The sequence below is a fragment of the Halioglobus sp. Uisw_031 genome (genome assembly GCF_047729875.1).
GTDB lineage: Bacteria > Pseudomonadota > Gammaproteobacteria > Pseudomonadales > Halieaceae > Marimicrobium.
This window is the reverse complement of the sequence record NZ_CP159826.1, coordinates 1,554,456-1,568,363: the sequence shown is the minus strand read 5'-3', so window position 1 is coordinate 1,568,363 and position 13,908 is coordinate 1,554,456. Positions and strand designations below refer to the sequence as shown.

The 13,908-nt window shown below is 53.3% G+C and carries 13 protein-coding genes and 1 tRNA gene; 5 read left to right on the top strand and 9 right to left on the bottom strand.

What is annotated here, in order from left to right:
- Positions 1-9 precede the first annotated feature (9 nt).
- A complete protein-coding gene (locus ABXT62_RS07165; RefSeq protein WP_415357917.1) occupies positions 10-1,245 on the bottom strand; it encodes an acyl-CoA dehydrogenase family protein in 1,236 nt (411 codons plus the stop codon).
- A 21-nt stretch (positions 1,246-1,266) separates the two neighbouring features.
- A complete protein-coding gene (locus ABXT62_RS07160) occupies positions 1,267-1,500 on the bottom strand; it encodes a SlyX family protein (RefSeq protein WP_415357916.1) in 234 nt (77 codons plus the stop codon).
- Between the two features lie 86 nt (positions 1,501-1,586).
- Between ABXT62_RS07160 and ABXT62_RS07155 the strand changes: the two genes are divergently transcribed.
- Complete coding sequence (locus ABXT62_RS07155; protein WP_415357915.1) at positions 1,587-1,952, top strand: translation initiation factor Sui1; 366 nt, start codon at positions 1,587-1,589, stop codon at positions 1,950-1,952.
- Positions 1,953-2,282: 330 nt separating this feature from the next.
- A complete protein-coding gene (locus ABXT62_RS07150; RefSeq protein ID WP_415357914.1) occupies positions 2,283-2,666 on the top strand; it encodes a hypothetical protein in 384 nt (127 codons plus the stop codon).
- A gap of 38 nt (positions 2,667-2,704) precedes the next feature.
- On the opposite strand, the gene ABXT62_RS07145 is transcribed toward ABXT62_RS07150, so the two are convergent.
- The 6 genes from ABXT62_RS07145 to ABXT62_RS07120 form a co-directional block, all read right to left on the bottom strand.
- Positions 2,705-3,352 carry a TIGR04282 family arsenosugar biosynthesis glycosyltransferase gene (locus ABXT62_RS07145; protein ID WP_415357913.1) on the bottom strand — a complete coding sequence of 216 codons (648 nt, stop codon included), beginning with the start codon at positions 3,350-3,352 and terminating at the stop codon, positions 2,705-2,707.
- A complete protein-coding gene (locus tag ABXT62_RS07140) occupies positions 3,342-4,019 on the bottom strand; it encodes a TIGR04283 family arsenosugar biosynthesis glycosyltransferase (protein WP_415357912.1) in 678 nt (225 codons plus the stop codon). The genes ABXT62_RS07145 and ABXT62_RS07140 overlap by 11 nt, the downstream gene beginning before the upstream one ends.
- Positions 4,019-4,972, bottom strand: coding sequence for an arsenosugar biosynthesis radical SAM (seleno)protein ArsS (arsS, locus tag ABXT62_RS07135; RefSeq protein ID WP_415357911.1), 954 nt, complete (start codon positions 4,970-4,972; stop codon positions 4,019-4,021). Before arsS ends, ABXT62_RS07140 begins: the two co-directional genes overlap by 1 nt.
- 66 nt (positions 4,973-5,038) lie before the next feature.
- Positions 5,039-7,000, bottom strand: a complete 1,962-nt coding sequence (locus ABXT62_RS07130) for a transglycosylase SLT domain-containing protein (RefSeq protein WP_415357910.1) — start codon at positions 6,998-7,000, stop codon at positions 5,039-5,041.
- Between the two features lie 122 nt (positions 7,001-7,122).
- Positions 7,123-7,683: an aromatic-ring-hydroxylating dioxygenase subunit beta gene (locus ABXT62_RS07125; RefSeq protein ID WP_415357909.1), complete on the bottom strand. Its 561-nt coding sequence runs from the start codon at positions 7,681-7,683 to the stop codon at positions 7,123-7,125.
- Positions 7,680-8,966, bottom strand: coding sequence for an aromatic ring-hydroxylating oxygenase subunit alpha (locus tag ABXT62_RS07120; protein ID WP_415357908.1), 1,287 nt, complete (start codon positions 8,964-8,966; stop codon positions 7,680-7,682). Before ABXT62_RS07120 ends, ABXT62_RS07125 begins: the two co-directional genes overlap by 4 nt.
- 117 nt (positions 8,967-9,083) lie before the next feature.
- Between ABXT62_RS07120 and ABXT62_RS07115 the strand changes: the two genes are divergently transcribed.
- The 3 genes from ABXT62_RS07115 (at position 9,084) to ABXT62_RS07105 (ending at position 11,490) form a co-directional block, all read left to right on the top strand.
- Positions 9,084-9,740 carry a TetR/AcrR family transcriptional regulator gene (locus ABXT62_RS07115; RefSeq protein ID WP_415357907.1) on the top strand — a complete coding sequence of 219 codons (657 nt, stop codon included), beginning with the start codon at positions 9,084-9,086 and terminating at the stop codon, positions 9,738-9,740.
- A 114-nt stretch (positions 9,741-9,854) separates the two neighbouring features.
- Positions 9,855-11,363, top strand: a complete 1,509-nt coding sequence (locus tag ABXT62_RS07110) for a flavin-containing monooxygenase (protein WP_415357906.1) — start codon at positions 9,855-9,857, stop codon at positions 11,361-11,363.
- Between the two features lie 50 nt (positions 11,364-11,413).
- Positions 11,414-11,490 (top strand) — tRNA-Arg (locus ABXT62_RS07105).
- 107 nt (positions 11,491-11,597) lie between these two features.
- On the opposite strand, the gene ABXT62_RS07100 is transcribed toward ABXT62_RS07105, so the two are convergent.
- Positions 11,598-13,679 carry a leucine-rich repeat protein gene (locus ABXT62_RS07100; RefSeq protein WP_415357905.1) on the bottom strand — a complete coding sequence of 694 codons (2,082 nt, stop codon included), beginning with the start codon at positions 13,677-13,679 and terminating at the stop codon, positions 11,598-11,600.
- Between the last annotated feature and the right edge of the window lie 229 nt (positions 13,680-13,908).

Here is a 13,908-nt window from a genome sequence, read left to right as displayed (position 1 = left end):
TCCCCTACCCTATTTTGATTTCGCTAAGCCAAGTACACGTTCGCCGAGAATATTGCGCTGTATTTCGCTGGTACCTGCGGCGATGGTCATGCCGTAGGAATTCATATAGGCCATAGGCCACTGCCCCCCGGCCGGTGCATTGTCATCGCCGAGGTACAAAGACGCACTAGCGCCCTCCACTTCCATTGCTGTGGCACCAATGGCCTGCGCAATTTCGCTGGCCAGCAATTTATTTTGCAGCAACAGACGGGCCGGATGGTCCTGCAAGGCAGACACCCGTGCGCGGCGCTGATTTTGTCCCAAACCCGCTTCTTGAATCACCAATTGCATGATGCGATCTCTGATCAGCGGATCGTCCGCAGCCGGCTTGCCATTACGCGACGTCACACGAGCCAACTCGATCAGGTTAGCCGTATTGGTTGAGTGGGTCGCCTTGCTCTTCATCCCGCCCGAACGCGGCGTCTGCAATTCTCCTGCGCCACGCTCATGCAACAAGGTAGTCATGGCGACTTGCCAACCCTTACCCAACTCGTCCAAGCGATAACCATCATCCACTTCAAGGTCTTCAAAAATCACTTCATTAAAACCGGTTTCGCCGGTGATTTTGATCAGCGGTCGCACGGTAACGCCCTTACCCAGGGCGGACTTAATCGGCACTACGAAATACGATAGGCCGTCGTATTTATGCGAACGGTCGGTGCGTAACAGGAGGATCATCCACTCGGCAAAATGCGCCAGAGAGGTCCAGACTTTGTGGCCATTGATAACCCACTTGTCGCCTTTGCGCTCAGCAAAGGTCTGTACACTGGCAAGATCCGAACCGGCCCCGGGTTCACTAAAACCTTGGCACCAGATATCCTCACCAGAAAACAGGCGTGGCAATAGCCGCTCTTTGAGTGCTTCTTGTCCGTGATGAAACACTGTGGGCGCAGCCATACCCAGCCCGATCACATTGGGCATAAAGGGCGTTCGCGCACCAATCATTTCATCGTTGGCGATACGCTGACAATCGGTGCGTCCTCCGCCTCCGACCGCGACCGGGTAATCACAACCCACCAGACCCGCGTCGTAAGCAGACTTCTGCCAGTCCTGCAAATAGGAGAGTTGTTCTTCTGTCATGATTTCCAGCGGAGACAATGGCAACCGCACCGACGGCTCCCCCGGTTTATTACTCGCTAACCACTGTCGACAATACTGACGAAACTCCGCCTGTTCCGGCGAATCCTGACGGGCACTTTCTGACATATATCCCTCTCTGACTTCTCGTTAATAGTGTGGCGGCAGCTCATTGGCTGGATTGCCATCGGGCCCAGCGCCGTTGTCTTCGGCTTGCTGCAGTTGATGTTGGCGCAGTAACTCTAATTGTCGCCGCATCACTAACATCTCATGCTGTTGCTGCGCGAGAGCCCGGTCGAGACTCTGTACTGCGTCTTCCTGGAACGCAAGCTGACTTTGCAGTTCCAGTATTTGTTGTTTCAATATATCGACGTCTGCTGACATTCCGGCTTGTCTCCTCGCATTCCAGGTTTGCATGGGCACGGGCGCCTAATATACTGCCCCCTTCGCCATAAAGACACGATCTGCCCATGAGTAAACAAAAAAATACTGACAGCCGCCTCGTTTATTCCACCGACGGGGGCCGGCTTTGTCCGCAATGCCTGCGCACGGTGACCAGCTGTGTCTGCGGAAAAGACCGACCTTCGGTCACTGGAGACGGTATCGTAAGACTTCACCGGGAAACCAAGGGGCGCGGTGGCAAGGCCGTCACACTCGTCAAAGGTCTTCCCCTAGCCGGCGATGAATTAAAGTCTCTGTCCACTCAACTAAAGAGAAAGTGCGGCGTTGGAGGTGCCATAAAAGACAATACTATTGAAATTCAAGGCGACCAGCGCGAGCTCCTCAAAGAAGAATTAGAAAAACTTGGCTACACTGTTAAAATTGCAGGCGGCTAAAAGATACCGTGTGTTTTGAGAATTTATCGATTTATGCCGCCTATTGGAGCGATTTTAGCGTCTTTTTTGCCGAAGAATAGGATTACACCAGCCGCTGCTGAGTACTAGTTAGCTCTCTTTTCCAAAATAATTGTGAATTATCCACCACAACTCCTTATTTTTATTGGATTATTTTTTTATTTGTGCTAAAAAGTTGTCTGGCAGCTAGGAAAAGGCGCGATGTGGGCACGATCTCCACAGAAGTCGCAAAATACCCCGGCCGCTTTAAAAAACGATAAGAATGAAACAGCCGTAAATGAGGGACGAGTCATCCCTCCGAGGACGAGCGATATGTACCTTAGCGCAGACCACCTGAGAGATCAGGTCATTCGACCCGCCCTCGAATATATGGGTGCTTTGAACCCAGCGAATGAAGCGTTTCTCCTCAATGCCGCGGTTAATCCCCCTGATGTGGGACTGTTCGCCGCGAAACCTGAGGGTCTGGGGATTTTCCACATCACCGCCGCCCAACACAGCGACCTGTGGGATAGATACCTGGCTTTCAATCCCGATTTCGCTAGCAGAGTCAGGGGGTTAGCCAGCCAGCGGGCGTTTCTCAGTGACCCTGACAGTGAACTGCAAACCAACCTCAGTTATTGCGCTGCGATAGCGTGGCTAATGCAACATCGCGCCGGTGGCGTGCAGGCACAACCCCAGTCCGTGGCCCGAGCCTGACACCACCGCAGGTCGAGCTGGCCATGAGTCTCCTGGTGCTAGACGCCTATTGAGCCGCTCGGTCTATCGCGCTGCAGTGCTTCCCATAAAGGGAGATCTTCTGGTCTGTCAATATCCGCCAAGTACGGCAACTCCGCCCACGTCAGCCCTGACCGCGTCAACGCGAGACGCGTTTGCGTATAAACCTGATCACTGCCCCAGGGTATGCCTTGAAAAATCTCGTCCTTGATCTGCCGGGCGCCAATCAATACATAGCCACCGTCAGTGGCCGGACCCACCACCACGGATGACGCCTGCAATGCCTCAAACGCCTGCTCAAGATATGACACGTCAATACCCGGACAATCACTGCCCACCAGAATAACGCATTCGTAATGCGCCAAACCCTGAGCCACAGCATTAAACATACGCTCGCCGAGATCTGAGCCATATTGGGTTGTCAGTCGAGCAATGCCCATTGCCTCACACTGTCTAAAGAGAGCGTGATCTGTATCTCCCGCCACTGATAACTCCACAGCACCAAGACCGCAGTTGAGCAACTGATCGCACGTCCAGAGCGTTAACTGACAATGTAAATCGCAGGCCTCAGAGGCGGAAAGATGCGGCATCATGCGGGTTTTAACGCAGCCCTCCTGAGGCGACCGGGCGAACTGAACAAGCAGTAGCGACCCCCTATCAGTGTCCATAGTAGTAGCGCCATAAAGTGGCAGGCGCCACACCCAAAAAGTAGGCCAAGCGCAGCAGCCACATACGCAGCACCGTGGGCACCACACCACCCTCCTCCCAGCGACGACTAGACGTCAGCACCGGTGCCTGAATAATGATTGGCGTTTGCACGCGACGCAGGCGTTTGCAGTAGGCAACATCTTCCATCAAGGGGATATCGTCAAATCCCCCACTTTCATCAAATACGGTTTTTTTGACAAACATCATCTGATCGCCTGTCGCCACTGAAGTCATACGTGAACGTTGATTCATAAACCATTCGACAATACGAAACGGCAGCCTCTCACTACTCAAACGCACTCGACAGAAACCCCACGCGGGTCGCGCCACAAGATATGCTTCAAGCGCTGACGCGGAAACACCGGGGCGACTGTCGGCGTGCAGAAAGCACACGTAAGGCATGCACGCTACCTGCCCCCCCAGATTCATCTGCCGCGCCCTACCAGTTGCCATCAACAACAACTGATCACACAGAGGGAGCGCCAATGCCACGGTACGATCGCGACTACCGCCATCAACTACAATTAATTGGCTGTGTGGATAACGCTGTCGCAAGTCCCGCAGTAAATCGGCTACTGCATCCTCCTCATTGAGTACCGGGATAACAAAACTGACGCCGACGCTCATCAGGTGTCCAAAGCGCCGCCACAGCTACTGCCCTGCCCTGCAGCACAGCCATAGCAATGCTCCCCTGTGATAATCGGCTCGTCCAGCGTCAGGGTCGACAATAAGTCGCGGATATGGCGACGTCGATCACTGGCCAACAACGGCAAGTCCAGCATCTGGTTGAAGTCACAATCGTAAAGAAAACCCTGCCAATCGACGCTAAGCAGGCGACGACACATCAGCGTCTCCATATTGGATTGACTAAAGTTTTCCCGCAGCAAGTGCATATATTCCGTGTACTGGCCTTGCGCCAACAGTACCGACCCAAAACGACTAATAGGCATATTCGTAATCGTCATCAAGTGGTTAAAGCGAATGCCAAATCGATCTTTCAGCTCACGTCGGTAATCCGCCTCCAACGCCTCCTGCGGCGGCGGCAACACAGGCCCCACCGGATTATAGGCCAGATTGAGTATTCGCTCTGCGCCGTAGCCAAGCGCATTGAGCTGCTGCAATGCCTGAATACTCGCATCGTAAACACCTTTGCCACGCTGCGCTTCGACATTCTCCTGCACATAACACGGTAGCGATGCACAGATCTCGACTTGCTGCTCTGCAAGAAAATCGGCCAGATCTTCCTGACCAGGCTCTAACAATACCGTGAGGTTGCAACGGTCGATAACATGCACATCGAGAGCACGCGCTTCGCGCACCAGATATCGAAAATGCGGATTTAACTCTGGCGCGCCGCCAGTGAGGTCTAGCGTGTGGATTGCAGCCCTGTCAAGCAATGCCAGCAGCGTGTCAATCGTTTCCCTGTCCATTTGTTCAGTGCGGTGAGGGCCCGCATTAACATGGCAATGCACGCAGCTGAGATTACATAAATACCCCAGATTCACCTGCAGTGTCTCGAGCGAGGCGCGATGAACCGGCGGAAAATCGCTGTGTAATAAAAGTGGACGTGTGTCACGCATTACCGTCGAGCAACCTCTATAAAAACTATGATTCGAATGGCGTCAACGCAGCAGCGCTGCAACCACTCAATAACGCGTCTGTCGCTCGAGGGGAGTGAACAGACGTTGAGTATCACCCAGCAGATACTGGAACACCACATTATAGGCGAGCACGGCCTGCACGTAATTACGCGTCTCTCGGTAAGGAATCGTCTCAATCCAAACCTCAACCGGAACGCCTTCGCCTGCCCTGTCGCGCCAGCGATCTACTCGATGAGGACCGGCGTTGTAAGCGGCCAGGGCGAACACTCTATTGCCGCCGAAACGGGCTAACACCTGACGATAATACGCGCTTCCTAGCAGTACATTGTGCTCCACCTCGAACAAGTCAGCCTGCGTATGAGGCTCCTTCAAAGATGCCGCTACCTGCTTCGCCGTGGCGGGCATAATCTGCATCAGACCGCGCGCGCCAACAGGAGACTGCGCACCCGGGAAAAATGCGCTCTCCCGACGCGCAATGGACATGAGTTCTGTACGGGGCACGTCATGGGTCGCGGCGTGCCGCGTAAAAATATCCTGATAAGGCGTAGGAAACCGTTGATCCAACGCGTCCCAGACTTTGGCCCTCGTCGCCGCGTCGATCGCCATACGATACCAACCGTTTTGTGTGGCCAGCAATGCGAGATTCTGCTGTTGCGCAAGATCTTCCGTACCTTGTAATAACGTGTACCACTCAGAGTGTGCGAGCCTATCCTCCTGTTGAAATTTCAGCTCTTCAATACGCTGCAAAGCAGGAAAATCTTGCACCGGGCTAGCAGCGTCCATCACTAGCGTTTCATGGTTGAGTGAATACGGCAGTCCGACCTTGTCTGCTGCAAGAAACCCGTAGTAATCACGTTCGTCCGCCAAACGTTCTAGGGTGGACCTTGCCGTTGCGGCCTCACCCCGCCATTCCTGCACGAACGCAAGCCAGTAGCGCCATACGGTCTCTTCTTTAGCGGCTGTGGACAGCAGTGACAGGTTCCGCTCCAGCGCTGCCCAGTCTTGCTCCTTGAGCGCCCAACGTAGCCGGATGCCAGTGAGCTTATCATCGTCGAGGCGGGCCAGAGCGCCCTCCAGCCAATCATTGTTGGAGGCGGTGCGTGAGAGCAGCGTTTGTCGCGCAATGGCGTACTCCACCTGATTGATTTGTTCAGGACTGAACGTTAGCTTAGGCCGCAACTCGGCCCAATCAGCCAATGCCTTTTGCGGACTGTACGTAGCCAGATAGGCCAGGCCGCGAATGGCGATGTCTGATGAGTGAGGGTTGTCCGCCGGCAAAGACATCCGGGTGAGAGACTCGGGACTGGCATACACCGCCCGTAATTTTTTCACCCAGGGCTGCAGGGCAGCACTGCCTTTTTTGCCGACAAATCCCATCAACGAGGGCTGCCGCGCGGCGAACGCATTAAGCATCCGCGTCCAGACAATCTCATCGGTCAATTGCCCCGCAGACTGCCAGGCTTTAAACAACGGATCACATTCCTTCGGCTGCGACTTGCCATACACCCACAATGTTTGGGCACCATTCCAGGCCGCCTCCTTATTGCCTTGCGCCAACTGTGCTCTAAAGTAATAACATTTCAGCACAATACTGTTGGGCTCTTGTGGCATAACTTGCAAAAAATCCTGCCAACGCTGCGCGCTACCCGTCTCACGCAGGTATATCGCCAGAAAACGGTTGGGTAGTGGCGTATCAGCGCTGCGAACGAGGAAAGCCTGAGCGTCTGACGGATCCACCCTGCCCGACTGACGCGTCAGTTGGAAATAATCCAAATAAATCGCCAAGGGGTAGTCATCCAGCGCCGGACGCAATGTTTCATACGTCGTCCATTGGCCGCGGTCTATCGCTTGCACAGCCTCCGCATAATTGCTGCGCTGATCGGCCAGGCTCTGGGCCACCACAACAGTGCATTGTGTCGCCACTGCCAACAGCACACACACCCATGTAAAACGCTTCTTACCCTGACTCGACCGGTACCGCACAACACCTCCCTCAATCACACCCATATTTAAGATCACGCCGCATGCTGACCCCTACCCAAACTGTCGCTAGAGTGAGGTGGGTACCGCACAATTGCAATAGATCCATCGGTATTTTCGTTAGGGGCGCTGGCGGCACCTCACTCAGCCTAGAAAAACAAGCCGAGTGTCGGCAACTCTATAGCGGCATAGTCCAGCACCACCTCACGGCGAACAATGCGAAATCCATCAGTCTGAGACAATAGCGTATCGCGCCGCTGCCCACTGTAGACAATAGTGTCGCTACCGGGGCGTGCGTAATAGAGGTGGAAGTTACTCAACACGGATAACGTGTCGCCACTGTGCTCCATCAACTCAATGTTGCCGACAATACGTCGGGTGCGAGCAGGCGGATTTTCTGACCAAGAATTTATCTTGTAGGCTCGCTCAGCACGCAACATTAGAAGAATATAACCTTCTTCGCGGTGCGGGCAACCCATGGAGTCCTCTCCCTCCAACTCATGCTCAACGCTGATCATGTCTTCGTGTCCACGCGCGCGATTGTTCACCTGCACATTGACGCGAGAGGGAATGATATAACGCACATCTTCATTGAGCAGCGTTAACCATTGCAGATACTGGCGACTATCGAGCAGCCTAGCCTCGTGAAAATAAAAGCGCTCCAACTGCCTCTGCTGCTCTGGAGTGACCTCAACAGACAGTGCGCTCATAGTGAACCCTCCACTGCCTGCAGCTCATTTTTCCACCGGGTAAAAAAGTGTCGCGCATAAAACTCGTTTGCCGTCACACTGACCAGACCCGGCATATCGGGATGGGGCTTTTCTTCACCCAGACCCAACCCGTAGTAATAAGGACGGTCATCAGCAAAGTCGATATTACTGCCCAAAAACTGCTGCGCCCACACCTCCGAATCCTCTTGCTCCAGTATGCCCGCGGGGCCAAAAAAGGAACTGTAATTGGTGCGTAAAATTTTCTTGATATTGTCCGGCGCGTCGGCTGGCACCACCGCCCATGACCAGTATTCCACTTTACCGGGGCCTCTGGGATGAGACACTTTAAACGACGTGTTCGACCAGAGGAACGATAGGTTGGGATAGACCCCATAGGTTAACCCTTTCATTCGCGAACGCAGGTCCCCTACGCGCTCGCTGGCCTGCGCCTGAATGTCTCGCAAATAATTTTGCACCTCGCCGCCACCGAAGATTGAACCCACCGCCTCCATCCCCCAGGCAACATCGTCCACCGGCGTGTTCTCGGGCATCAAGCGAAACGTGGCACCATGCCCGGGGGTAGTCACCACACTGTGGCCGAGCTGTTCAATGATGTCCTGTGCTTCTTTGGGAATAATGGCACTGTGCAGAAAGGCTCCATGGTTGACATCCCCCAACTGGTTTTCTACTGGAAGCTTCCAGTTAGCATTGATCACCCAGCGGTGAGGCGCACCCATAAATTCTATGCCGGCAGGGAAACGGTCAAAAAAAGCATCCAAATAAAAACGCATATCGCCCAGGTATTCGTCCAGAGGAATAATGGCTTCATCGAAGCTACCGAAAATCATGCCCCGCCAGGACTCAACGCGTGGCACCCGTTTGAGGCCCAGCTGAGTCTTATCCGGTTTGCGGACGACTTCGCTCTCCTGTGGAATTGTCATCAGATTCCCTTCCACCGAGTATGACCAATTATGATAGGGGCAAACAAACCGCTTGGTATTGCCGTGATCAGCCCGACAGACGGGTAACCCACGATGCGTGCAGCTGTTGATATTGGCGTAAATACCGCCATCCTGACCGCGGGAGAGAATGATTGGCGTTTCACACATATAGGCCTGCACGAAATCACCCGGCGCGCGGATCTGTGATTCATGCCCAAGAAACAGCCAGGATTTCCCGAAAATACCCCTCTTTTCCAGTACGTAAACGCCTTCATCGGACCAGCAGCGCCGGCTTATTAGAGAGGCGTCCTCATTGACTAAAGCACTGATATTCAGACTCACCACAGACTCCATATATTATCACTTAGTAATATTTAATCAGTATAAGCGGCTTCAGATCGAAACTTGAAGGGGTTTGTGGTAGTTTTTGACCAATATTTAGCAATCATACGATCATTTATGTCATTGAACACTGCCGAACCAGTTGCAAGAACCAAGGGTGAGCGCACCGCCAACCGCATCATGGACATTGCCGAAAATCTCTTCGCCGCACACGGCTACGACGGCACCAGTTTGCGCCAGATTGCCGAGAGAGCGGATATCGCGCAACCTGGACTCTACAACCACTTTGCAAGCAAAGAGGCGCTCTACAAAGCGGTCTTATTTCGAGCGCTGAACCCAATGACGCTGGCCTTGTCGAATCACATAAACAATGCGGCAACACTCAGAGAATACGCAGACCTACCCGCTACTATTACAGACATACTGCTAGAACACCCTCTAATGGCGGTATTGTTCCAGCGGGCCATGCAAGGCGACAGTGCGTCTGCAGGTAACCAATTGGTAAATGCTTGGCTGGAGAAATTATTGAATCAGGGCATGATAAGTCTGCAATCGTTTGACGGCATCACGACCACCGGAACCGAAAAAACCGACTCGCAGAGCCGCGCCGCACTTGCCATCAACTTAATCGCCATGTTCAATCTCACGACGGGGTACTTTCTATCGCAGCGGGTATTCACCTCCCTTGCGCAAGGCGACCTGCTAGATGCGGACAACATCGCCAGACAAAAACGGCTACTACATAAAGTCATCAGGGCGATGTTAATCAGCTAAATAGCCTCGTTCCACACAAAAATTGCAGCGCCAACACTGGCCGCGCACAGCCAGAACCGATACCCTACTGGTATCAAGTAATGTCGCCACCCACCGGACAACAAGAATGTCAGCATGACTACATCAGAAGCCCATGAGACTGCCACGAACAACGCACCGTGGGCACAGTCAGGACGCCAGCCTAGCATCGCAATCATTGGCGCAGGTATGTCCGGCATTGCCGCCGTGGTGAAACTACAAAAAGCAGGCTACACAGATGTCACCGTGTATGAAAAAACCGATCGAGTAGGCGGCACCTGGCGAGAAAACACTTACCCGGGACTGTCCTGCGATGTTCCGTCACGTTGGTACAGTTTCTACTTTGCGCTGAAGGCCGACTGGCCGCATCGATACTCTTACGGCGCAGACATTCAAGCTTATCTGGAACAGGTGGCAGAGGATTTTGGCGTCACACACAAAGTGACATTCAACACCGCCGTGACCGAACTCACATACGATGCGCCCTGCTGGCACCTTGTAACCTCCGATGGCAAGCAGGAAATATTCGATGTGGTCATCTCGGCGACGGGCATCCTGCATCAGCCAAACTATCCGGACATCGATGGCCTCGACAGTTTTCAGGGTGCCTGTTTCCACACCGCACGTTGGGATCACGCCTCAGAATTAAAAGGTCAACGCGTTGGCATCATCGGCACCGGTTCTACAGCCTGCCAGATCGTCGGTGCTATCACCGATCAGGTGAGCGAAATGCACGTATTCCAGCGCACACCGCATTGGTTGTCGCCACTGCCGCAGATAGCCTATTCGACAGGTTGGAATCGCTTATTGTCTGCGTTTCCTTTCATGCAACGACTGGCTTATCACTATTACTGCCGGCTTATGGTCCACACCTTCAGCGCGGCCACTGTTGGCAACAAGTTCATGCAACGTCTCATTAACAAAACGTGCGTGAAGCACCTTAAAGACAATGTGCCTGACCCAGCACTGCGCGCTAGACTAACCCCAGCTTACGATGCAACGTGTAAGCGCCTGATTTTTTGCTCTGACTTTTATCCAGCAATCAGTCGGCCTAACGCCCATCTTATTACCGACGCTATCACGCAGATAGAAGCGCAAGGCATCCGCACGGCAGACGGCAAGTTGCATGAGCTCGATGCATTAATCTTGGCGACGGGATTCAATGCCGCTGCATTTGTTCTGCCGGCGCGTGTGACAGGCGAGAACGGTGTCGATCTGGAGACCCAATGGGACGGTGCACCACGAGCCCACCGTGCCGTTGCGTTGCCGGGCTTCCCAAACTTTTGGATGGTAGAAGGCCCCACTGGACCGGTGGGCAACCTGTCACTCATTGCCATCTCCGAACATCAGGTCGATTACATCGTGAGCATGCTAGACCACATGAAGGCAGAGGGACTCGCCGCTATCGCCGCGAAACAGACGGCCTATGATGACTATAACGCAGCTATGGGAGAAGCGATCAAAAACACTACCTGGGCGACCGGAGGGTGTACAAGCTGGTACTTCGATAAAAGCGGCGTGCCCAACCTCTATCCGTGGAAGCCACTGCACTATCTGAAATCAATGCGCAATCCCGACTATTCTGAATACCACTTGATAAAATAGTGACTTGCGATTTGTAATCGGACACGGAATAATCCGCGCCCATCAGTTATCCGCCCTTAGCTCAGCTGGATAGAGCGTCCCCCTCCTAAGGGGAAGGTCTCAAGTTCGAATCTTGAAGGGCGGACCATTAAATTACTGATTTATATATATTTTTCTTAATTATCCTCACCTAGGGCTTTACATGCTTGACACTTTGTTGCGCATTTGTTGCAAAGCTTATCTAAGCTGCCTCTATCAGTGATTCTCACAAAACGTCCCTGCACAACTCGATGTCACGCAGGCTTCACCGCAATTTGGATTGATGGCAGAAGGCTCTTGGCCGGGGTTTGCAATGGACACACAATTGTCGAGAAGATCATTCACGCCATCACCGTCAACATCGCCTGCGGGTGTAACCAGTGCACTGAGTGCGGAGTATGGACCGGTTCCTACATCGTTGGTCGCTGAGACTAAACAGACATAGCTCACACCGTTGTTAAGCCCCGTGACCGTTATGGGTGAGGCCGAGCTGCTAACGATGGAGGAATCAGAGATGGTGTTGAAGCACAAGGCAGTGTAGCCCGTGATCGGTAGAGCATTGTCTGCGCCCAGTGTAAAGGTAATGACAACTTGACCGTCACCTGCCGCTATCGAGTCGATGGTCGGTGCGTCTGGCGCAGCGGGTGCTTCGGGAATAACGGATACACTATTGGAGGCCGCACTCTCGCCCGCTTCATTGACGGCTATCAGCGACATCAAATATTCAATGTCGTTAGTTAACCCCGTTATCGTGATAGGGCTGGAGTTGCCGGTTGCAGGGTATGTCGCGGGGGTGATTTTCGACACATTGTCGGAGCTTCGGTTAGCCGTGTAAATGTTGCCGTCAGCATCTATTGCGATTCCGTACGGGTCCCAGTCAGTTGTTCCAAGGGTGGATGAGGTGCCATCGGGCGTGATCTTCGATACTGTTCCTTCACCTGTTCCTTCACCTGTGTCTGCAATGTTAGCTGTGTAAACGTTACCGTCTGCACCAACTACTAGGTCTATGATCAATTCCGTTGTCGCAGTGAGGACGTAACTCCAGCCATTGGGTATCGTTTTCACCACGCGTGAACCGCAGGCGTAGCCCACAGGCCCCAATGGCGAATCGTAGAAGCAATAGACGACATGAACCGTATAGACACTGCCGGCTGCATCAACGGCGATACCGAAGCCGCTTACAGCCCCAAACTCGGACTGAAGGATGGTTGAGATGCCGGCGGGTGTGATCTTAGACACATTATTCGAGCCGGGGTTGGCAGTGTAGACATTGCCGGCCGCATCAATCGCAATGTCGATGGGTACGCCCCCGGTTGTTCCAAGGATGCTTGAAATCCCGTCGGTTGTGATCTTAGACACATTATTCGAGCCGTTGTTGGCAGTGTAGACATTGCCGGCCGCATCTATTGCAATCCCATGCGGTCCGTTGCCGGTTGCCCCAAGGATGCTTGAAATCCCGGCGGGTGTGATCTTAGAGACATTGTCCGAAAACAAGTTGGCAGTGTAGACATTGCCGGCCGCATCAACTGCGATTCCCTGCGGTCCGCTACCGGTTGTCCCAAGAATGGTTGAGATGCCGGCGGGTGTGATCTTAGACACATTGTCCGAAGACAAGTTGGCAGTGTAGACATTGCCGGCCGCATCAACTGCGATTCCCTGCGGTCCGCTGCCAGTTGTTCCAAGGATGGTTGAGGTATCACCATCATCCTTAATATATCGATAGCCCGTGATAGGCGAGCCATTATCTGCACCCGGCGTGAAGGTGATGATAGCCTCACCATTGCCTGATTCTATCGAATCGATGGTCGGGGCGTCAGGCAGCGAGCAACCTATCGGCGTCGTTGTGATCAAGGTCGAGCCATTGCTAAAGTTCTGCGGCCAACCCGTTGTCCCTTTACAGTGTGTGATCGTCGCTAAATTGGGGCTGTATCCGAACACGTACGATCCAAAGCCGCCAATGTTATTGCCCTCAAAGGCAACACTGGTGAGGTTGTTGTTATACGAGAAAGCACTATCCCCAATGGTAATAACGCTGTCTGGGATGGTCACGCTGGTGAGGGCGTTGGAGGCGAAAGCATACCCCCCGATGGTCGTAACGCTGTAGGTGGTAGAGCCATCCGAAGCAGTGGCAGGAATCACTATGTCCGTGTCCGCATTGCCCACTGCTCGGCCCGTTACCTCGACGTCAGTCGCACTTGTGACGGCATAACTGAGGCCATCGACATCAAATGCCAAAGCCTGAGCCGATAGCAGTATTGAAAGAACAAACAGTGTCTTAGTCACCAATGCGCGCATCATGGCTGCATCCTTTTATTCTTGTTGCATTCAGTATAGTCGTTTTGCTGGATATCGGTATAGCTGTTCACTCGCCTGATAATACAGCTTAATCTTTGGCCGCAGAGTAGGGAAAACCCTATTTATTGAAGCTTAATCCCACTGGCCACTGTGTCTGCTGGCCTCTCTCCCCAACAAAAAACCCGCACTAGGCGGGCTGGAGAAGGCTCAGGGTTTACGCAGCTTACTGATG